The sequence below is a fragment of the Tomitella gaofuii genome, assembly GCF_014126825.1.
Classification (GTDB): Bacteria; Actinomycetota; Actinomycetes; order Mycobacteriales; family Mycobacteriaceae; genus Tomitella; species Tomitella gaofuii.
The window spans coordinates 3,113,298-3,127,538 of the sequence record NZ_CP059900.1 but is presented as its reverse complement, the minus strand read 5'-3'; the positions used below and the strand labels follow the sequence as shown (position 1 = coordinate 3,127,538).

Annotated in this window: 11 protein-coding genes and 1 pseudogene; 8 read left to right on the top strand and 4 right to left on the bottom strand. The window is 69.1% G+C overall.

Annotated elements, in window-relative coordinates:
* The 5 genes and pseudogenes from H4F70_RS14445 (at position 1) to H4F70_RS14425 (ending at position 5,065) form a co-directional block, all read left to right on the top strand.
* On the top strand, positions 1-702 hold the full coding sequence (locus H4F70_RS14445) for a hypothetical protein (RefSeq protein ID WP_182357660.1): 702 nt from the start codon (positions 1-3) through the stop codon (positions 700-702).
* A 19-nt stretch (positions 703-721) separates the two neighbouring features.
* Positions 722-1,981, top strand: a complete 1,260-nt coding sequence (locus H4F70_RS14440; protein ID WP_182360070.1) for an integrase catalytic domain-containing protein — start codon at positions 722-724, stop codon at positions 1,979-1,981.
* An 81-nt stretch (positions 1,982-2,062) separates the two neighbouring features.
* A pseudogene (locus H4F70_RS14435) lies at positions 2,063-2,437 on the top strand (hypothetical protein); the annotation flags it as partial.
* The gene (locus H4F70_RS14430) at positions 2,427-4,751 is read left to right on the top strand and encodes a heavy metal translocating P-type ATPase (RefSeq protein WP_182357659.1); all 2,325 of its coding nucleotides are present in this window, start codon (positions 2,427-2,429) and stop codon (positions 4,749-4,751) included. The pseudogene H4F70_RS14435 and the gene H4F70_RS14430, both read left to right, overlap by 11 nt.
* A gap of 41 nt (positions 4,752-4,792) precedes the next feature.
* On the top strand, positions 4,793-5,065 hold the full coding sequence (locus H4F70_RS14425; RefSeq protein WP_182357658.1) for a YHS domain-containing protein: 273 nt from the start codon (positions 4,793-4,795) through the stop codon (positions 5,063-5,065).
* A 602-nt stretch (positions 5,066-5,667) separates the two neighbouring features.
* Here the strand turns inward: H4F70_RS14425 and H4F70_RS14420 are convergent.
* From H4F70_RS14420 to H4F70_RS14405, 4 genes are all read right to left on the bottom strand, one after another.
* Positions 5,668-6,066, bottom strand: coding sequence for an ectoine synthase (locus tag H4F70_RS14420; protein ID WP_182357657.1), 399 nt, complete (start codon positions 6,064-6,066; stop codon positions 5,668-5,670).
* Between the two features lie 103 nt (positions 6,067-6,169).
* Positions 6,170-7,438, bottom strand: coding sequence for a diaminobutyrate--2-oxoglutarate transaminase (gene ectB, locus H4F70_RS14415; RefSeq protein WP_182357656.1), 1,269 nt, complete (start codon positions 7,436-7,438; stop codon positions 6,170-6,172).
* A 141-nt stretch (positions 7,439-7,579) separates the two neighbouring features.
* Positions 7,580-8,128, bottom strand: a complete 549-nt coding sequence (gene ectA, locus H4F70_RS14410; RefSeq protein ID WP_182357655.1) for a diaminobutyrate acetyltransferase — start codon at positions 8,126-8,128, stop codon at positions 7,580-7,582.
* Between the two features lie 140 nt (positions 8,129-8,268).
* Positions 8,269-10,500: a RecQ family ATP-dependent DNA helicase gene (locus H4F70_RS14405; protein ID WP_182357654.1), complete on the bottom strand. Its 2,232-nt coding sequence runs from the start codon at positions 10,498-10,500 to the stop codon at positions 8,269-8,271.
* A gap of 118 nt (positions 10,501-10,618) precedes the next feature.
* Between H4F70_RS14405 and H4F70_RS14400 the strand changes: the two genes are divergently transcribed.
* The 3 genes from H4F70_RS14400 to H4F70_RS14390 all read left to right on the top strand — a co-directional run bounded on the left by H4F70_RS14400 (position 10,619) and on the right by H4F70_RS14390 (position 14,227).
* On the top strand, positions 10,619-11,920 hold the full coding sequence (locus tag H4F70_RS14400; RefSeq protein WP_182357653.1) for a saccharopine dehydrogenase family protein: 1,302 nt from the start codon (positions 10,619-10,621) through the stop codon (positions 11,918-11,920).
* A 31-nt stretch (positions 11,921-11,951) separates the two neighbouring features.
* A complete protein-coding gene (locus H4F70_RS14395; protein ID WP_182357652.1) occupies positions 11,952-13,283 on the top strand; it encodes a glutamate-5-semialdehyde dehydrogenase in 1,332 nt (443 codons plus the stop codon).
* Positions 13,284-13,345: 62 nt separating this feature from the next.
* Positions 13,346-14,227 carry an AAA family ATPase gene (locus H4F70_RS14390; RefSeq protein ID WP_182346846.1) on the top strand — a complete coding sequence of 294 codons (882 nt, stop codon included), beginning with the start codon at positions 13,346-13,348 and terminating at the stop codon, positions 14,225-14,227.
* The last annotated feature ends 14 nt before the right edge of the window (positions 14,228-14,241 follow it).

Below are 14,241 nucleotides of genomic sequence, written 5' to 3'. Positions count from 1 at the left end.
GTGAAGGCACCTGCACGGCTGGGCCTGTACGGGTTGGTCCTCGTGGCCGTGTTCGCCGCGGCTGGGTTCACGGCGAGTGCGGTGATCCCCGAGGAGACCGTGCAGAACTGGGCAGCAGACACCGCGCAGAACTCTCACCACGACGAAGGAGACACCATGGACACCGCCGGGCACGAGGGCGAGCACACAGGCGACACGGCAGCCCTCGGCCTGGGTGTCGCGCAGAACGGTTACCAACTCACCGCCGTGACCGCTCCCACCGACGTCAGTACCGAAGGAAGGCTGTCCCTCACGGTCGCCGGCCCGGACGGACACCCGGTGACCGACTTCGAGCTGGAGCACGAGAAGGAACTGCATCTGATCGCCGTTCGCGCCGACGGGCAGTACTTTCGCCATGTCCATCCAGAGATGAACGACTATGGCGCCTGGACGATCCCCTGGCAGTGGGAGGCGGCCGGGTCCTACCGGGTCTTCGCGGACTTCGTTCCCGCGAAGACCGGGGAAGGACTCACCTTGTCAACCTCGGTGCAGGTGGGCGGCGATTACGAGCCCGCGTCAGCCAGCGAGCCGGTCACCAGGACCACCGTCGACGGCTTTGACGTCAGCGTAGAGGGTGATCTCACCGCAGGCGAGGCTTCGGCGTGCCTCACCTACTTTGAGCGCGTGGCGCCGGGTGGTGCCTCACCTACTTTGAGCGCGTAGCCAGGAAAGCTTGCCCGATGTGGAAGGCAAGATCGACATGGCCGCGAGACGGCAGGTGACGAACAAGCTGCGGAATCAGTACCGCAAGGCGTCGAAGGCGGACAAAGGCAAGATCCTCGACCGCGTGGTGGAGACCACGGGTATGGGCCGCTCGACCGCACGGCGGATGCTTCGCGGCCCTGCGCTGCCGGACCCGGCCGAGCAGGTCGACGGACGCACACTGCGCACTCGGCGCTTCAGCGACGACGCCAGGACCCTGCTTGAGCATGTGTGGGCGTTGATGGGCATGCCGTGCGGCAAGTATCTGGTCGTCATGGTCGATCTGTGGCTACCGCTGCTGGCCGAGGCGGGTGATCTGGACACGCCGTTCGCCACCGACGAGACGACCGCGGAACTGAAAGCGATGAGCGCCGCGACCGTTGACCGGTACTTGAAACCGGCACGCGACAGAATGCGGATCAAGGGCATATCGACGACGACGCCGTCACCGCTGCTGCGGAACTCGATTGCCATCCGTACCTGCACGGACGAGGCACCCGACACGCCAGGGGTGATCGAGGCCGACACCGTGGCGCACTGCGGCCCCACGCTGATCGGCGAGTTCGCCCGCACGCTGACGATGACCGACATTGTGACCGGGTGGACGGAGAACTGCTCGATCCGCAACAACGCCTCGAAGTGGATCCTCCACGGGATCGAACAGCTGCAGGGCTGGTTTCCCTTCGCCATGACCACCTTCGACAGCGACTGCGGTTCGGAGTTCATCAACCATGAGGTCGCCGGGTGGCTGCAGGACCGCGACATCGCACAGACCCGCTCTCGGCCGTACCAGAAGAACGACCAGGCGCACGTGGAGTCGAAGAACAACCACGTCGTGCGCAAACACGCCTTCTATTGGCGCTACGACACCGCCGACGAACTCGAGCTGCTCGACCGGCTGTGGCGGCTGGTGTCGCTGCGGTTGAACTTCTTCACCCCCACGAAAAAAGCCGTCGGCTACACCGCCGGCGCGGACGGCCGCAGAAAGCGGATCTACGACAAGCCGGCCACCCCATGGCAGCGCCTGCAAGACTCGGGAACCCTTGATGCACAACAACTTTCGCGGGTCTCGGCTCGGATCGACGGGATCAACCCGGCCGACTTGACCCGGCAGATCAACGCCATCCAGATGCAGCTACTCGACCTGGCGCGAGACAAGACCGAAGCCCTCGCCGCCGCCCGCCACATGGACCTGGAAGCATTACAACCGTCAATCAACCGATTGGCCCAGGCGAAGTAGCGCAAGCCTCCCACGCGCTCACACTGCGTGAGGCACCGGCCACCCGCTTCGCGCTCACTTTTACGTGAGGCACCTCGGGCTTCAACGCTGACCATGACCATCTCCCGCGCCGGGGAACCCGTCACCGAACTGGAGCCCTATTTGGGGGCCTTCGGCCACCTTGTCGCCCTGCGGGACGGGGACCTGGCCTACCTGCACGTCCACCCTCATGGGGACGAGCCGCAGGCCGGCGAGACGTCTGGTCCGGAGATCGTGTTCGAGGCCACAGCACCCACCCAGGGTCGCTACCTGCTGTATCTGAACTTCCAAGTTGACGGCGAAGTCCACACCGCCCCGCTGGTGATCGATACGGCCATCGGCAAGGGCGAGAGCGGCGGCGGGCACTCCGCCGGTAGTGCAGGTCAGAAAGCGGGCACTGGTGGAGAGCATCCGGAAAGAGGAGACCATGGCCACTGAGAACTCCAGCACCGCGGTCGCCGGCATCGAGTTGCAGATCAGTGGCATGACGTGCGCCTCGTGCGCGAACCGGATCGAGAAGAAGCTCAACAAGCTCGACGGTGTGACCGCGAGGGTGAACTACGCGACCGAGAAGGCCAGCGTCACCGGCCCCGACGACCTGGACCCGAAGGCCCTGATCGCGGAGGTCGAGAAGACCGGCTACACCGCCGCACTTCCGGCCCCTGCCAAGGGCAACGGCGACAGTTCAGAGGATGAGGGCGAGTCGGCCGAGGACAGAGAGCTGCGTTCCCTCCGTCAGCGCCTCATCGGCTCCGCCGTCCTCGCGGTGCCAGTGATCGCGATGGCCATGATCCCGGCCTTGCAGTTCGACTACTGGGGCTTCGCCTCTCTCGTCCTGGCCGCCCCCGTCGTGGTCTGGGCCGGCTGGCCCTTCCATAGGGCCGCATGGATGAACCTCAAGCACGGTGCAGCCACGATGGACACGCTCATCTCGGTGGGTACAGGCGCGGCGATGATCTGGTCGATCGTCGCGCTGTTCTTCGGCACCGCCGGCCAGCCCGGCGTCACCCACGCCTTCGAGTTGACCATCTCCCGCTCCGACGGACTCGGGAACATCTACCTGGAAGTGGCCGCCGGGGTGATCACGTTCATCCTGATGGGCCGCTACTTCGAGAAGCGCTCCAAGCGCCGCGCCGGTGCCGCACTTCGTGCACTGCTGGAACTGGGGGCAAAGGAAGTATCGCTCCTGCGCGACGGCACCGAACAGCGTGTCTCCATCGACGAGTTGACAGTGGGCGACGAGTTCGTCGTCCGTCCCGGTGAAAAGGTCGCTACCGACGGGACCATCACCTCCGGCAACTCCGCGATCGACGCCTCCATGCTGACCGGCGAATCCGTCCCGGTCGAGGTCTCAGAGGGCAACCCTGTCACAGGCGCGACCGTCAACGCCGGCGGCCGACTCGTGGTCAAGGCAACCAGGGTGGGCTCGGATACCCAGCTGGCACAGATGGCCAAGATGGTCGAGGACGCCCAGTCGGGCAAGGCAGAGATCCAGCGGCTGGCCGACCGTGTCTCCGGGGTGTTCGTGCCGATCGCCATCGCGATCGCCGTCGCGGCCCTCGGGGCCTGGATCGGCGCTGGGTTCCCGCTAGCGGCCGGCTTCACCGCCGCCGTCGCCGTGCTGATCATCGCCTGCCCCTGTGCTCTCGGCCTGGCGACACCGACTGCCCTACTGGTCGGCACCGGGCGCGGCGCGCAGATCGGTGTGCTCATCAAGGGCCCCGAAACCCTCGAATCCACCCGCAAGGTCGACACGATCGTCCTGGACAAGACAGGCACCGTCACCACGGGGAAGATGACCCTGACCGACGTCATCACCGCTGACGGGGTTGACCGTGACGAGCTGCTGCGAGTCGCCGGCGGACTGGAGGGCTACTCCGAGCACCCCATCGCCCATGCCATCGCCACCGGCGCGACCACCGAGGTCGGTGACCTTCCGGCGCCGGAGTCCTTCGAGAACATCGAGGGCAAGGGTGTCCAAGGAGTGATCGACGGCCACGCCGTCCTGGCCGGCCGGGAGTCGCTGCTGGCAGACTGGTCGATCCACCTGGGCGACGACCTCCGGGGCGCGAAACAGGCCGCGGAAGCCGAGGGCAAGACCGCGATAGCCATAGCCTGGGATGGCGCCGCACGCGGTGTGCTGGTCGTCTCCGACCAGATCAAGCCCACCAGCACTCAAGCGATCGCACAGTTCAAGGAACTCGGGCTGACCCCGGTGCTGCTGACCGGCGACAACCAGGCCGTGGCCGAACAGGTCGCCGCCGAGGTCGGCATCGATCAGGTCATCGCCGAGGTCATGCCCAAAGACAAGGTCGACGTCGTCGCAAAGCTCCAGGACGACGGCACGGTCGTGGCCATGGTCGGCGACGGCGTCAACGACGCCCCCGCCCTCGCTCAGGCCGACCTCGGTCTGGCGATGGGCACCGGCACCGATGTGGCGATCGAGGCCGCCGACATTACCCTCGTCCGCGGCGACCTGCGCGCCGCCGCCGACGCGATCCGGCTGGCCCGGCGCACACTGCGGACGATCAAGACGAACTTGTTCTGGGCCTTCGCGTACAACACTGCCGCGATCCCCCTGGCCGCCTTCGGACTGCTCAACCCGATGCTCGCGGGCGCAGCGATGGCCCTCTCTTCGGTGTTCGTCGTCTCGAACAGCCTGAGACTGCGGACCTTCAAGGCCCGCGCCGATGACACCAGCGACCCGTCCCCGGCCGGACCGGCCCTCGCCCGCGAGCCGGTGGCCGCCTGATCCATCCATCTGTCATCACCCAACGAGAAAGGACACACCAGATGACTGCACACGAGAACCTCAACCTCACCGATACCTCGGTCCTCGCGGGAGGAAGATGCTGCGGCCACTCGCCCAGCGACGAAGAACTGTCCGCCTCCCCAGCAACTGAGATGGCTGCCTGCCCGGTCATGGCCGGTACCCCGGTGGTCAAGGCCCAAGCAGAAGCTGCCGGATATTTCTGCGACCACAACGGCCAGCGGTACTGGTTCTGCTGCGCCGCCTGTGGTCCCCTCTTCGATGCCGATCCCGATCGATATGCCAACACCGCCTGACTCCAAACAGTTGCGTGGTCACCCGCTACTAGGGCGGGACCGAACACCCCCCTCCTTCGAGTTCGAGGGCCACACTCCGAAGAAGTCACCATGCGAATGATTTCCCATGCGCTACAGTTTGCGCTTGCCCCCTCCACAGTGACCGTTGCGTTCAGTCGCTGTTGCAACTCGGTGCGCGCGGCAATCACTGTCACCATGTCCCTTCGGTCACCACGAATCTGAACGTCACTCCGGGCGCATCCGCCAGTCACAAGCTCGCGGTCGACAGTTGAGTTCGGCGGGGTGGATGATCCAGATTGCTGTCACGCAGCGTTTTGACGAGTTGCCTTGGCGTGACGGGCGAGTAGCTCAGGTGCGTGTTTCACGAGTTCGTCGTCGCGGCGCTTTCCGATTTCCAGCCGCCGCAGTCGCTGGTAGCGACTGCGGTGAGCTTCGGCGACGAGGGCTAGTCAGTAACACCACCCACGGACGTGCGTAACCCACAAGCGATTGACAGTAGTGATCCAAAGTGACGGACACCGCCTCGCCACTACAGATAAACAGCGCCGGCCCGGTGGAATGATCCACCGGGCCGGCGCCGTAGCGTTGTGCGGGGAGGGAGGTCAGTCCTCGACCTCGACGAGCGGGTAGACGCCGTTCTCGTCGTGCACCTCGGTGCCCACGACGGGCGGGTTGAACACGCACAGCATGCGCAGCTGCGTCCTGGCGATCACCTTGTGCCGCTCGTGGCCGTTGAGCAGGTACATCGTCCCGTCGGCGAGCGGGTAGGTCTTGTCGTTGTCGAGGTCCACCAGCTCGCCTTCGCCCTCGACGAGCCAGACGGCCTCGACGTGGTTGGCGTAGTGGAAGAAGTTTTCGGTGCCGGCCTTGATGGTGGTCTCGTGGAACGAGAAGCCCACCTTGTCGCCGCCCAGGATGATGCGCTTGCTCACCCAGTTGTCGTTCTCGGGGCGGACCTCGCGGTCGGTGCCGGAGATTTCGGCCGTGGTGCGGACGATCATGTTCTGCTGCCTTTCTGGTGTACGGGATTGGCGGATGATCACACAGCCCGGGCCCCGCCAGCGCCGTGCGCCATGCGGGGCCCGGGCCCTGCGGGGAACGTCGTCAGGCCATGACCTTGGCCACGGACTCGGCGATGATCGACAGGCCCTGACGGAACTCGTCGTCGGTGGTGGTCAGCGGCGGCAGCAGCTTGACCACCTCGCTTTCGGGGCCGGAGGTCTCGAGCAGCAGTCCGGACTCGAACGCCGCACCGCACACCGCGGAGGCCTTGTCGGCCTGCTCGAAGGCCAGCGCCTGCACCAGGCCGCGGCCACGGGTGGACACGCCGGGGTAGGAGTCGGCGATGGTGTCGAGCCCCTCGCGGACCAGCGCGCCCTTGCGCAGGGTCTCCTTCTGGAACGCGTCGTCCGCCCAGTAGTTGTCCAGCGCGGCGGTGGCGGTCACGAACGCGGGGTTGTTGCCGCGGAAGGTGCCGTTGTGCTCGCCCGGCGTCCACACGTCGAGCTCCGACTTGAACATCGTCAGCGCCAACGGCAGGCCGTAGCCGCCGATGGACTTCGAGAGCGTGACGATGTCCGGGGTGATCCCGGCGGCCTCGAACGAGAAGAACTGGCCGGTGCGGCCGCAGCCCATCTGGACGTCGTCGACGATCATGAGGATGTCGCGCTCGGCGCACAGCTCGGACAGAGCGCGGAGCCACTCGGGTCGCGCAACGTTGATGCCGCCCTCGCCCTGCACGGTCTCGACGATGACCGCCGCCGGCTTGTTGAGCCCGGAGCCGGAGTCGTCGAGGACGCGGGAGAACCACTGGAAGTCCTCGGCGACGCCGCCGAAGTAGTTGTCGAACGGCATCGGCGTGGCGTGCACCAGCGGGATGCCGGCGCCGTTGCGCTTCATCGAGTTTCCGGTGACCGACAGCGAGCCCAGCGTCATGCCGTGGAAGGCGTTGGTGAAGCTGATGACGGACTCGCGCCCGGTGACCTTGCGCGCCAGCTTGAGCGCGGCCTCGACCGCGTTGGTGCCGGTGGGGCCGGGGAACATGACCTTGTAGTCGAGTCCGCGCGGCTCGAGCAGGTTCCGGTCGATGGACTCGAGGAAGTCGCGCTTGGCTACGGTGGCCATGTCGAGGGCGTGGGTGACGCCGTCGCGCTCGATGTAGTCGAGCAGGGCCTGCTTGAACAGCGGGTTGTTGTGGCCGTAGTTCAGCGTGCCCGCGCCGGCGAAGAAGTCCAGGTACTCGCGGCCGTCCTCGCCGCGCATCCAGCTGCCCTTGGCGGTGTCGAACACCGTCGGCCAGCCGCGGCTGTAGCTGCGGACCTCGGACTCGCGTTTGGCGAAAATGGTGGTGTCGATCTTGTCGATCACAGTCATGGCGATTACCTCATTCAGTGATAGCGGATGCCGCTGTCAATCTCATTGTCGGAATCGTTGGCGTGTTCGGTCAGAGGCCTGCGGTGCCCTTGTACCCGGAAAGCGGCACCTCTACACGCAGGGCTGACGCGGTGCGCGGCGCTACGGCGCGTCGGCCGGGTCCCCGATGATGTAGAGATCCTCCGGCTCGTGGCTGTCCGGAAACGCGTCCGCGGGGAACAGGTCCTCCCGCCGGATGCCCACGCCGCGGCGCCGGGCGACGCCGGTGAACAACGCCTGTGACGCGGTGTTGTCGGGGCTGATCGTGGTCTCCAGCCGGGTGACGCCGTCCGGCGCGAGCCGGTCGAGCAGACCGGAGAGCATACGACCGGCGACGCCCTTGCCACGCTGGGATTCGTCGGTGGCCACCTGCCACACCATGAGCGTGTCCGGGCGGTCCTGGCGCCGGTAGCCGGTGACGAAGCCGTGTACACGGCCGTCGACGACGGCGACGATGGAGGTGCGTGCGAAATCGCGGCACCAGAGGACATAGGCGTAACTCGAGTTGAGATCGAGCACGGCCGAATCCCGGGCGATCTCCCACAGCCTGATGCCGTCCGGTACGCGCGGCGCGCGGAATTCGACAGCATCCGCAGAGGGGGCCTCGGTGGAGGTTTTCTGACGGGGTACTTCGTTTTCTGGGAGCCTCATGCGTCTACCAGACTAACAACGCTGACCAGCAAAATCGCCCCCGCCGGGGAATCGGGACCCGAATTGCCGGGGCTATTGCAGGTCAGCACGTCGGTGTGAGGAGGGTCACTCGCGGGCCGCATAGCAGGATGAGCGGTCGCTCACGAACGGGTGGCGAGGGCCAGCGGGAGCACGCCCCGCGCGCCCGCCCCGCGCAGGGCCCGGGCGGCCATCGTGACCGTCCAGCCCGTCTCTACGAGGTCGGTGACGAGCAGGACGGTGGAGCCGGGCGCGGGCGGCTGCGGCACGGCGAAATCCTCGCCGATCTGGGCCACGCGGAAGGCCGAGTTGGCCGCGGTCACCGGCGGCAGGTCCTGCGAGCGGGAGACGGTGGACAGCAGGTCGAGGCGCCCGATCGCCGCGAGGCCCTGGGCGACGGACTGCACCAGCTGCGGGTGCGACTCGGAGTGCAGCGCGGCGATGGCGTCCGGACGCACCTCCCACCGCCACGACGTGAGCACTGCGACGCAGCCGTCGATCAGCCACTGCGGCGCGGGCGCGTCCGGCTCGGCCAGGAGGGAACGCAGGCGCGTCCCCCAGCCGAGGTCGGTCAGCCGGCCGAGCGCGCGGCCCACGGCCGGGCCGTCAGCGATCCTGCCCTTGAGCTCCAGGCCCAGCCGCGGCAGGCCGGTGGGCCACTGCCGACGTGCCGCCAGGTCCACGCCCGGCCGGTCGAGGCGGTCGCGGGCGGTACGCGCGGCCGCCTGGTCCACCGCCGCGGCGCGGGCGTCGCCGGTGCAGTTGTCGCAGCGGCCGCAGCCGCCGGACTCGCCGGCCAGGAGCGGATCGTCCAGCTGCGCACGGAGGAACCGCATGCGGCACTGGGAGGTGCGCTCGTAGTCGAGCATCGCCTGCTGTTCCGCCCGCCGCGCGCGGGCCAGACCCTCGTACCGTTCCGCGTCGTACTCCCACTCGTTCCCCGTGGCCACCCAGCCGCCGCGGACGCGCCGCACGGCGCCGTCCACGTCGAGCACCTTGAGCACCATTTCCAGGCGGTTGCGGCCGAGGTCCACGCGGGACTCGAGCGCCGGGGTGGATGTCGGCGAGTCGCCCAGGGCGGCGATCACCGCGCGCACCGTCTGCTCGTCGGGGAACGACACGGACGCGAAGTAGCGCCAGATCTGCTCGTCCTCGGGGCCGGGGAGCAGCATCACCTCGGCGCGGTCGGTGCCGCGGCCGGCGCGGCCCACCTGCTGGTAGTAGGAGATGGGCGACGATGGCGCTCCGACGTGCACCACGAAGCCCAGGTCGGGCTTGTCGAAGCCCATGCCCAGGGCCGAAGTGGCGACCAGGCATTTGACCCTGTTCGCCAGCAGGTCCGCCTCCAAAGTTTCGCGCTCTGCCGGGTCGGTGCGGCCCGTGTATGCCGCCACGGTGTGGCCTTGTTCCGAGAGCACGGCGGCGAGGTCCTCGGCCGCCGAGACGGTGAGCGCGTAGACGATGCCGGAGCCGGGCAGGGATCCGAGGTTCTGGGCGAGCCACGCGGCGCGGTCGCGGGAATCGGCGACGTGCACCACCGACAGGCGCAGGGAAGCGCGGTCGAGCCCGCCGCGCAGGACGAGGGTGGAGGTTTCCCCGTCGGCATCCGCGTCGGCGCCCACGCCGAGCTGCGCCGCGACGTCGGCCACCACACGGTCGTTGGCCGTGGCGGTGGTCGCCAGTACGGGGGTGTCGCGGCCGAGGTCGGCGACGAGCGTGCGGATGCGGCGGTAGTCGGGGCGGAAGTCGTGGCCCCAGTCGGAGACGCAGTGCGCCTCGTCGACCACGACCAGGCCGGCGTCGTCGGCCAGGTGCGGGAGGACGTTGTCGCGGAAGTCGGGGTTGTTCAGCCGCTCGGGGCTGACGAGGAGTACGTCGACCCCGCCGGCGCGGATCTGCTCGTGGATGCCGTCCCATTCGGTGATGTTGCCGGAGTTGATGGTGGCCGCGCGCACCCCCGCGCGCTCGGCGGCGGCCACCTGGTTGCGCATGAGCGCCAGCAGCGGCGAGACGATCACGGTGGGGCCGCGTCCCGCCTCGCGCAGCAGCTTCGCCGCGATGAAGTAGACGGCCGATTTGCCCCAGCCGGTGCGCTGCACGACCAGCGCCCGCCGCCGGTCGACCACCAACGCCTCGATGGCGGACCACTGGTCGTCGCGCAGCGTGGCGCCCGCCCCGGCGAGGTCCTGCAGCAGCTCATCCGCACGCGATCGCGATGCCGCGCGCCGCCGCGCGTCCGCGGCGGCGTCGTCCTGGACTTCGGCGTCGTCCTGGACTGCGGAGCCGTGGTCGTCGGCCCAAGCGATGCGATCCGCGGTGGAGGTTGCCGGTGCGTTCAGATCTGTGGTCCCCATGGGTTCCATGGTGCCTTGCCGGACCGACGCACCCGGCCGGAGTGCGCGGGTTATCCACAGGCGCAGGGCGGGGGTCGACCCGGTCGACGGTCGGCCGGCGGTGTGCTGTCATGGACCGATGAGCAACGACAACGATCCGCGTTCGAAGTCAGGTGGGGGGACGACGGAGGAGCCGGAGACGGCGAAGTCCCGCGACGTCGACCTCGTCGTCTACGGGGCCACCGGGTTCGTCGGGCGGCTCGTGGCGGGGCACCTGGCGGAACACGCACCGGAGGGCGTGCGGCTCGGGCTCGCCGGGCGCAACCGGGGCAGGCTCGCGGAGATCCGGGACGGGCTGGGCGCCGGCGCGGCGGACTGGCCGATCCTCGTCGCGGACGCCGCCGACGACGCGTCCCTCGACGCTCTGGCGCGCTCGGCACGGGTGGTGATCAGCACCGTCGGCCCCTACGCGCGCTACGGGCTCCCGCTGGTGCGCGCGTGCGCGGAGGCCGGGACCGACTACGTGGACCTCACGGGGGAGGTGCTCTTCCACCGCGAGAGCATCGACCGCTACCACGAGACGGCGGTGCGCACCGGGGCGCGGATCGTGCACTCGTGCGGATTCGACTCGGTGCCCTCCGACCTGGGCGTGTACCGGCTCCATCGCCGGGTCGCCGAGGACGGCGCCGGGGAGCTGACGGACACGACCCTGGTGGTCTCGGACCTGCGCGGCGGGATCAGCGGCGGCACCGTCGACTCGCTGCGCATGCAGATCGACGCGATGAAGAAGGACAAGCAGGCGCGCAAGACCGGGCTGAGCCCCTACTCGCTGAGCCCCGACAGCGCGACGGAACCGGACCTGGGACGGCAGTCCGACGCGGCGATCGTGCGCGGCACCGACATCGCCCCGGGCCTCGGCGGCTTCCTCGCGCCGTTCTTCATGGGCCCCTACAACACCAGGGTGGTGCGGCGCTCCGCCGCGCTGCTCGGCCACGCTTACGGCCGCCGCTTCCGTTACCGCGAGGTCATGGCCGTGGGCTCGTCGTCGCTGTCGCTGGTGCCCGCCGCCGCGGTCACCGCGGGCATGGGCGGGCTCGTCGCAGGGCTCGGCTTCGGCCCCACCCGCGCGCTGCTCGATCGCGTGCTGCCGGCGCCCGGCGACGGCCCGGGGGAGAAGGCGCGGGCAAACGGCCGTTTCGCCGTCGACGTCTATGCGACGACCAGCACCGGCGCCCACTACCGCTCGCGCGTCGCGGCGCACGGTGACCCGGGCTATGCGGCCACCGCCGTGATGCTCGGCGAGAGCGCGCTGGCGCTGGCGCTGGACCGGGCCGCGGCACCCGAGGCGGCCGGGGTCCTGACCCCCGCGACCGGGATCGGGCAGCCGCTGGCGGAGCGTCTGCGTTCCCGGGGGTTCACACTGGACGTCGAGCGCCGCTGAGGCCGCCACGGCGTTCGCTACCCTGGAGCGTATGAGCATCAGCACACCGGTGGCAGAGGGCGGCACTGGGCAGAGTGGCACTGGGCAGGGCGGCGCCGCACGGGACGGCGCCGGGGTACCGGACCCGATGCGCGAGGCCGTGCACTCCGCAGCCCGCGCGGCCCGGACTGCGTCCCGGACCCTTGCATTGCTGTCCGCGGCGGACAAGAACGCGGCCCTGTCCGCGGCGGCGGGCGCGCTCGAGGACGGCGCGGACCGCATCCTCGCGGCCAATGCAGAGGACATCGCCGCGGCGGAGGACGCCGGCACCGAGGCGAGCCTGATCGACCGGCTCCGGCTCGACGCGGACCGCATCGCCGGCATCGCGTCCGGGCTGCGGCAGGTGGCCGCCCTGCCCGACCCTGTGGGGGAGGTGGTGCGCGGCAGCACGCTGCCCAACGGCCTGGAGCTGCGCCAGGTGCGGGTGCCGCTGGGCGTCGTCGGCATCGTTTACGAGGCCCGCCCCAACGTCACGGTCGACGGGTTCGGCCTCACCTTCAAATCCGGCAACGCGGTGCTGCTGCGCGGCTCCTCGTCGGCGAAGAGCTCCAACGCGGTGCTCGTCGGGATCATCCGCGAGGCGCTGGCGGCGAAGGGGCTGCCCGCCGACGCAGTCCAGTTGCTGCCCGCCGAGGACCGCTCGAGCGTGCGGCACCTGATCCAGGCGCGGGGGCTGGTCGACGTGGTCATTCCGCGCGGCGGGGCCGGCCTCATCGCCGCCGTCGTGCGGGATGCGCAGGTGCCCACCATCGAGACCGGCTCGGGCGTGGTGCACATCTACGTGCATTCCGCGGCCGACACGGAGATGGCGGAGAAGATCGTGGTCAACGCCAAGACCCGGCGCCCCAGCGTGTGCAACACGGTGGAGACGGTGCTGGTGGACCGCGCGATCGCCGACGACTTCCTCCCGCAGCTCACGCAGACCCTGCAGATGCACAGCGTCACCGTCCACGGCGACGGGCCGGGCATGGTGCCGGCCACCGAGGACGACTGGTCGACGGAGTACCTCTCCCTCGACGTCGCGGTGAAGGTGGTCGACGGTCTCGACGCGGCGGTCGAGCACATCGACCGCTTCGGCACCGAGCACACCGAGTCCATCGTCACGGCCGACCTGGCCGCGGCCCGCGCGTTCACCGCCCGCGTCGATGCCGCCGCCGTGATGGTCAACACGTCGACGGCGTTCACCGACGGCGAGCAGTTCGGCATGGGCGCCGAGATCGGCATCTCCACGCAGAAGCTGCACGCCCGCGGCCCGATGGGCCTGCCCGAGCTCACCTCCACCAAGTGGATCGTGTGGGGCGACGGCCACACCCGTCCCGCCTGAGCCGCCGACGCAGGCATTCCTGCGCGCAGGCAGCAGTGATCAGCAACGAGAAAGGCGTCCGCGTGGATCGCGCAGCACCGGCCATCAAGCCCCGCTTCGACAGTGTCGACGACGTCGTCGACCGCCTGGCCGACACCGGCTACCTGGCGGACAAGGCCACAGCCACGACGGTGTTCCTCGCCGACCGGCTCGGCAAGCCCCTGCTCATCGAGGGACCGGCGGGCGTCGGCAAGACGGAACTGGCCCGTGCCGTCGCACAGACCACCGACTCGCAGCTGGTGCGGCTGCAGTGCTATGAGGGCGTCGACGAGGCCCGGGCGCTCTACGAGTGGAATCACGCCAAGCAGATCCTGCGCATCCAGGCGGGCGAATCGGAGGCCTGGGACGCGACCCGCGACGACGTCTTCGGCGAGGAGTTCCTGCTCTCGCGGCCGCTGCTCACCGCGATCCGTGCCGAGGAGCCGACGGTGCTGCTCATCGACGAGACCGACAAGGCGGACGTCGAGATCGAGGGCCTGCTGCTGGAGGTGCTCGCGGACTTCGCCATCACGATCCCGGAGCTGGGCACCATCACCGCCGAGGCCCGGCCGTTCACGGTGCTCACCAGCAATGCCACCCGTGAGCTCTCCGAGGCGCTCAAGCGGCGCTGCCTGTTCCTGCACCTGGACTTCCCCGACGAGGAGCTGGAGCGCCGTATCCTGCTCAGCCGGGTGCCGGAGCTGCCCGAGGCGCTGGCCGAGCAGCTGGTCCGCACCATCCGCGTGCTGCGGGACATGCAGCTCAAGAAGGTGCCGTCGGTTTCCGAGACGATCGACTGGGGGCGCACGCTGCTGGCGCTGGGCCTGGACACCATCGACGACGACGCGGTGCGCGCCACCCTCGGGGTGATCCTCAAGCACCGCAGCGACCAGGAACGCGCCGCCGCCGAGCTCCGGTTGAACTGACCGAAAGGCACCAG

Excerpts from the sequence above, each read along its gene's own strand:
- H4F70_RS14400 (WP_182357653.1), top strand. The coding sequence starts at position 10,619 with ATGAGCAACGACAACGATCCGCGTTCGAAGTCAGGTGGGGGGACGACG.
- ectB (WP_182357656.1), bottom strand. The coding sequence starts at position 7,438 with ATGACTGTGATCGACAAGATCGACACCACCATTTTCGCCAAACGCGAG.
- H4F70_RS14420 (WP_182357657.1), bottom strand. The coding sequence starts at position 6,066 with ATGATCGTCCGCACCACGGCCGAAATCTCCGGCACCGACCGCGAGGTC.
- H4F70_RS14425 (WP_182357658.1), top strand. The coding sequence starts at position 4,793 with ATGACTGCACACGAGAACCTCAACCTCACCGATACCTCGGTCCTCGCG.
- H4F70_RS14430 (WP_182357659.1), top strand. The coding sequence starts at position 2,427 with ATGGCCACTGAGAACTCCAGCACCGCGGTCGCCGGCATCGAGTTGCAG.
- ectA (WP_182357655.1), bottom strand. The coding sequence starts at position 8,128 with ATGAGGCTCCCAGAAAACGAAGTACCCCGTCAGAAAACCTCCACCGAG.
- H4F70_RS14395 (WP_182357652.1), top strand. The coding sequence starts at position 11,952 with ATGAGCATCAGCACACCGGTGGCAGAGGGCGGCACTGGGCAGAGTGGC.
- H4F70_RS14405 (WP_182357654.1), bottom strand. The coding sequence starts at position 10,500 with ATGGGGACCACAGATCTGAACGCACCGGCAACCTCCACCGCGGATCGC.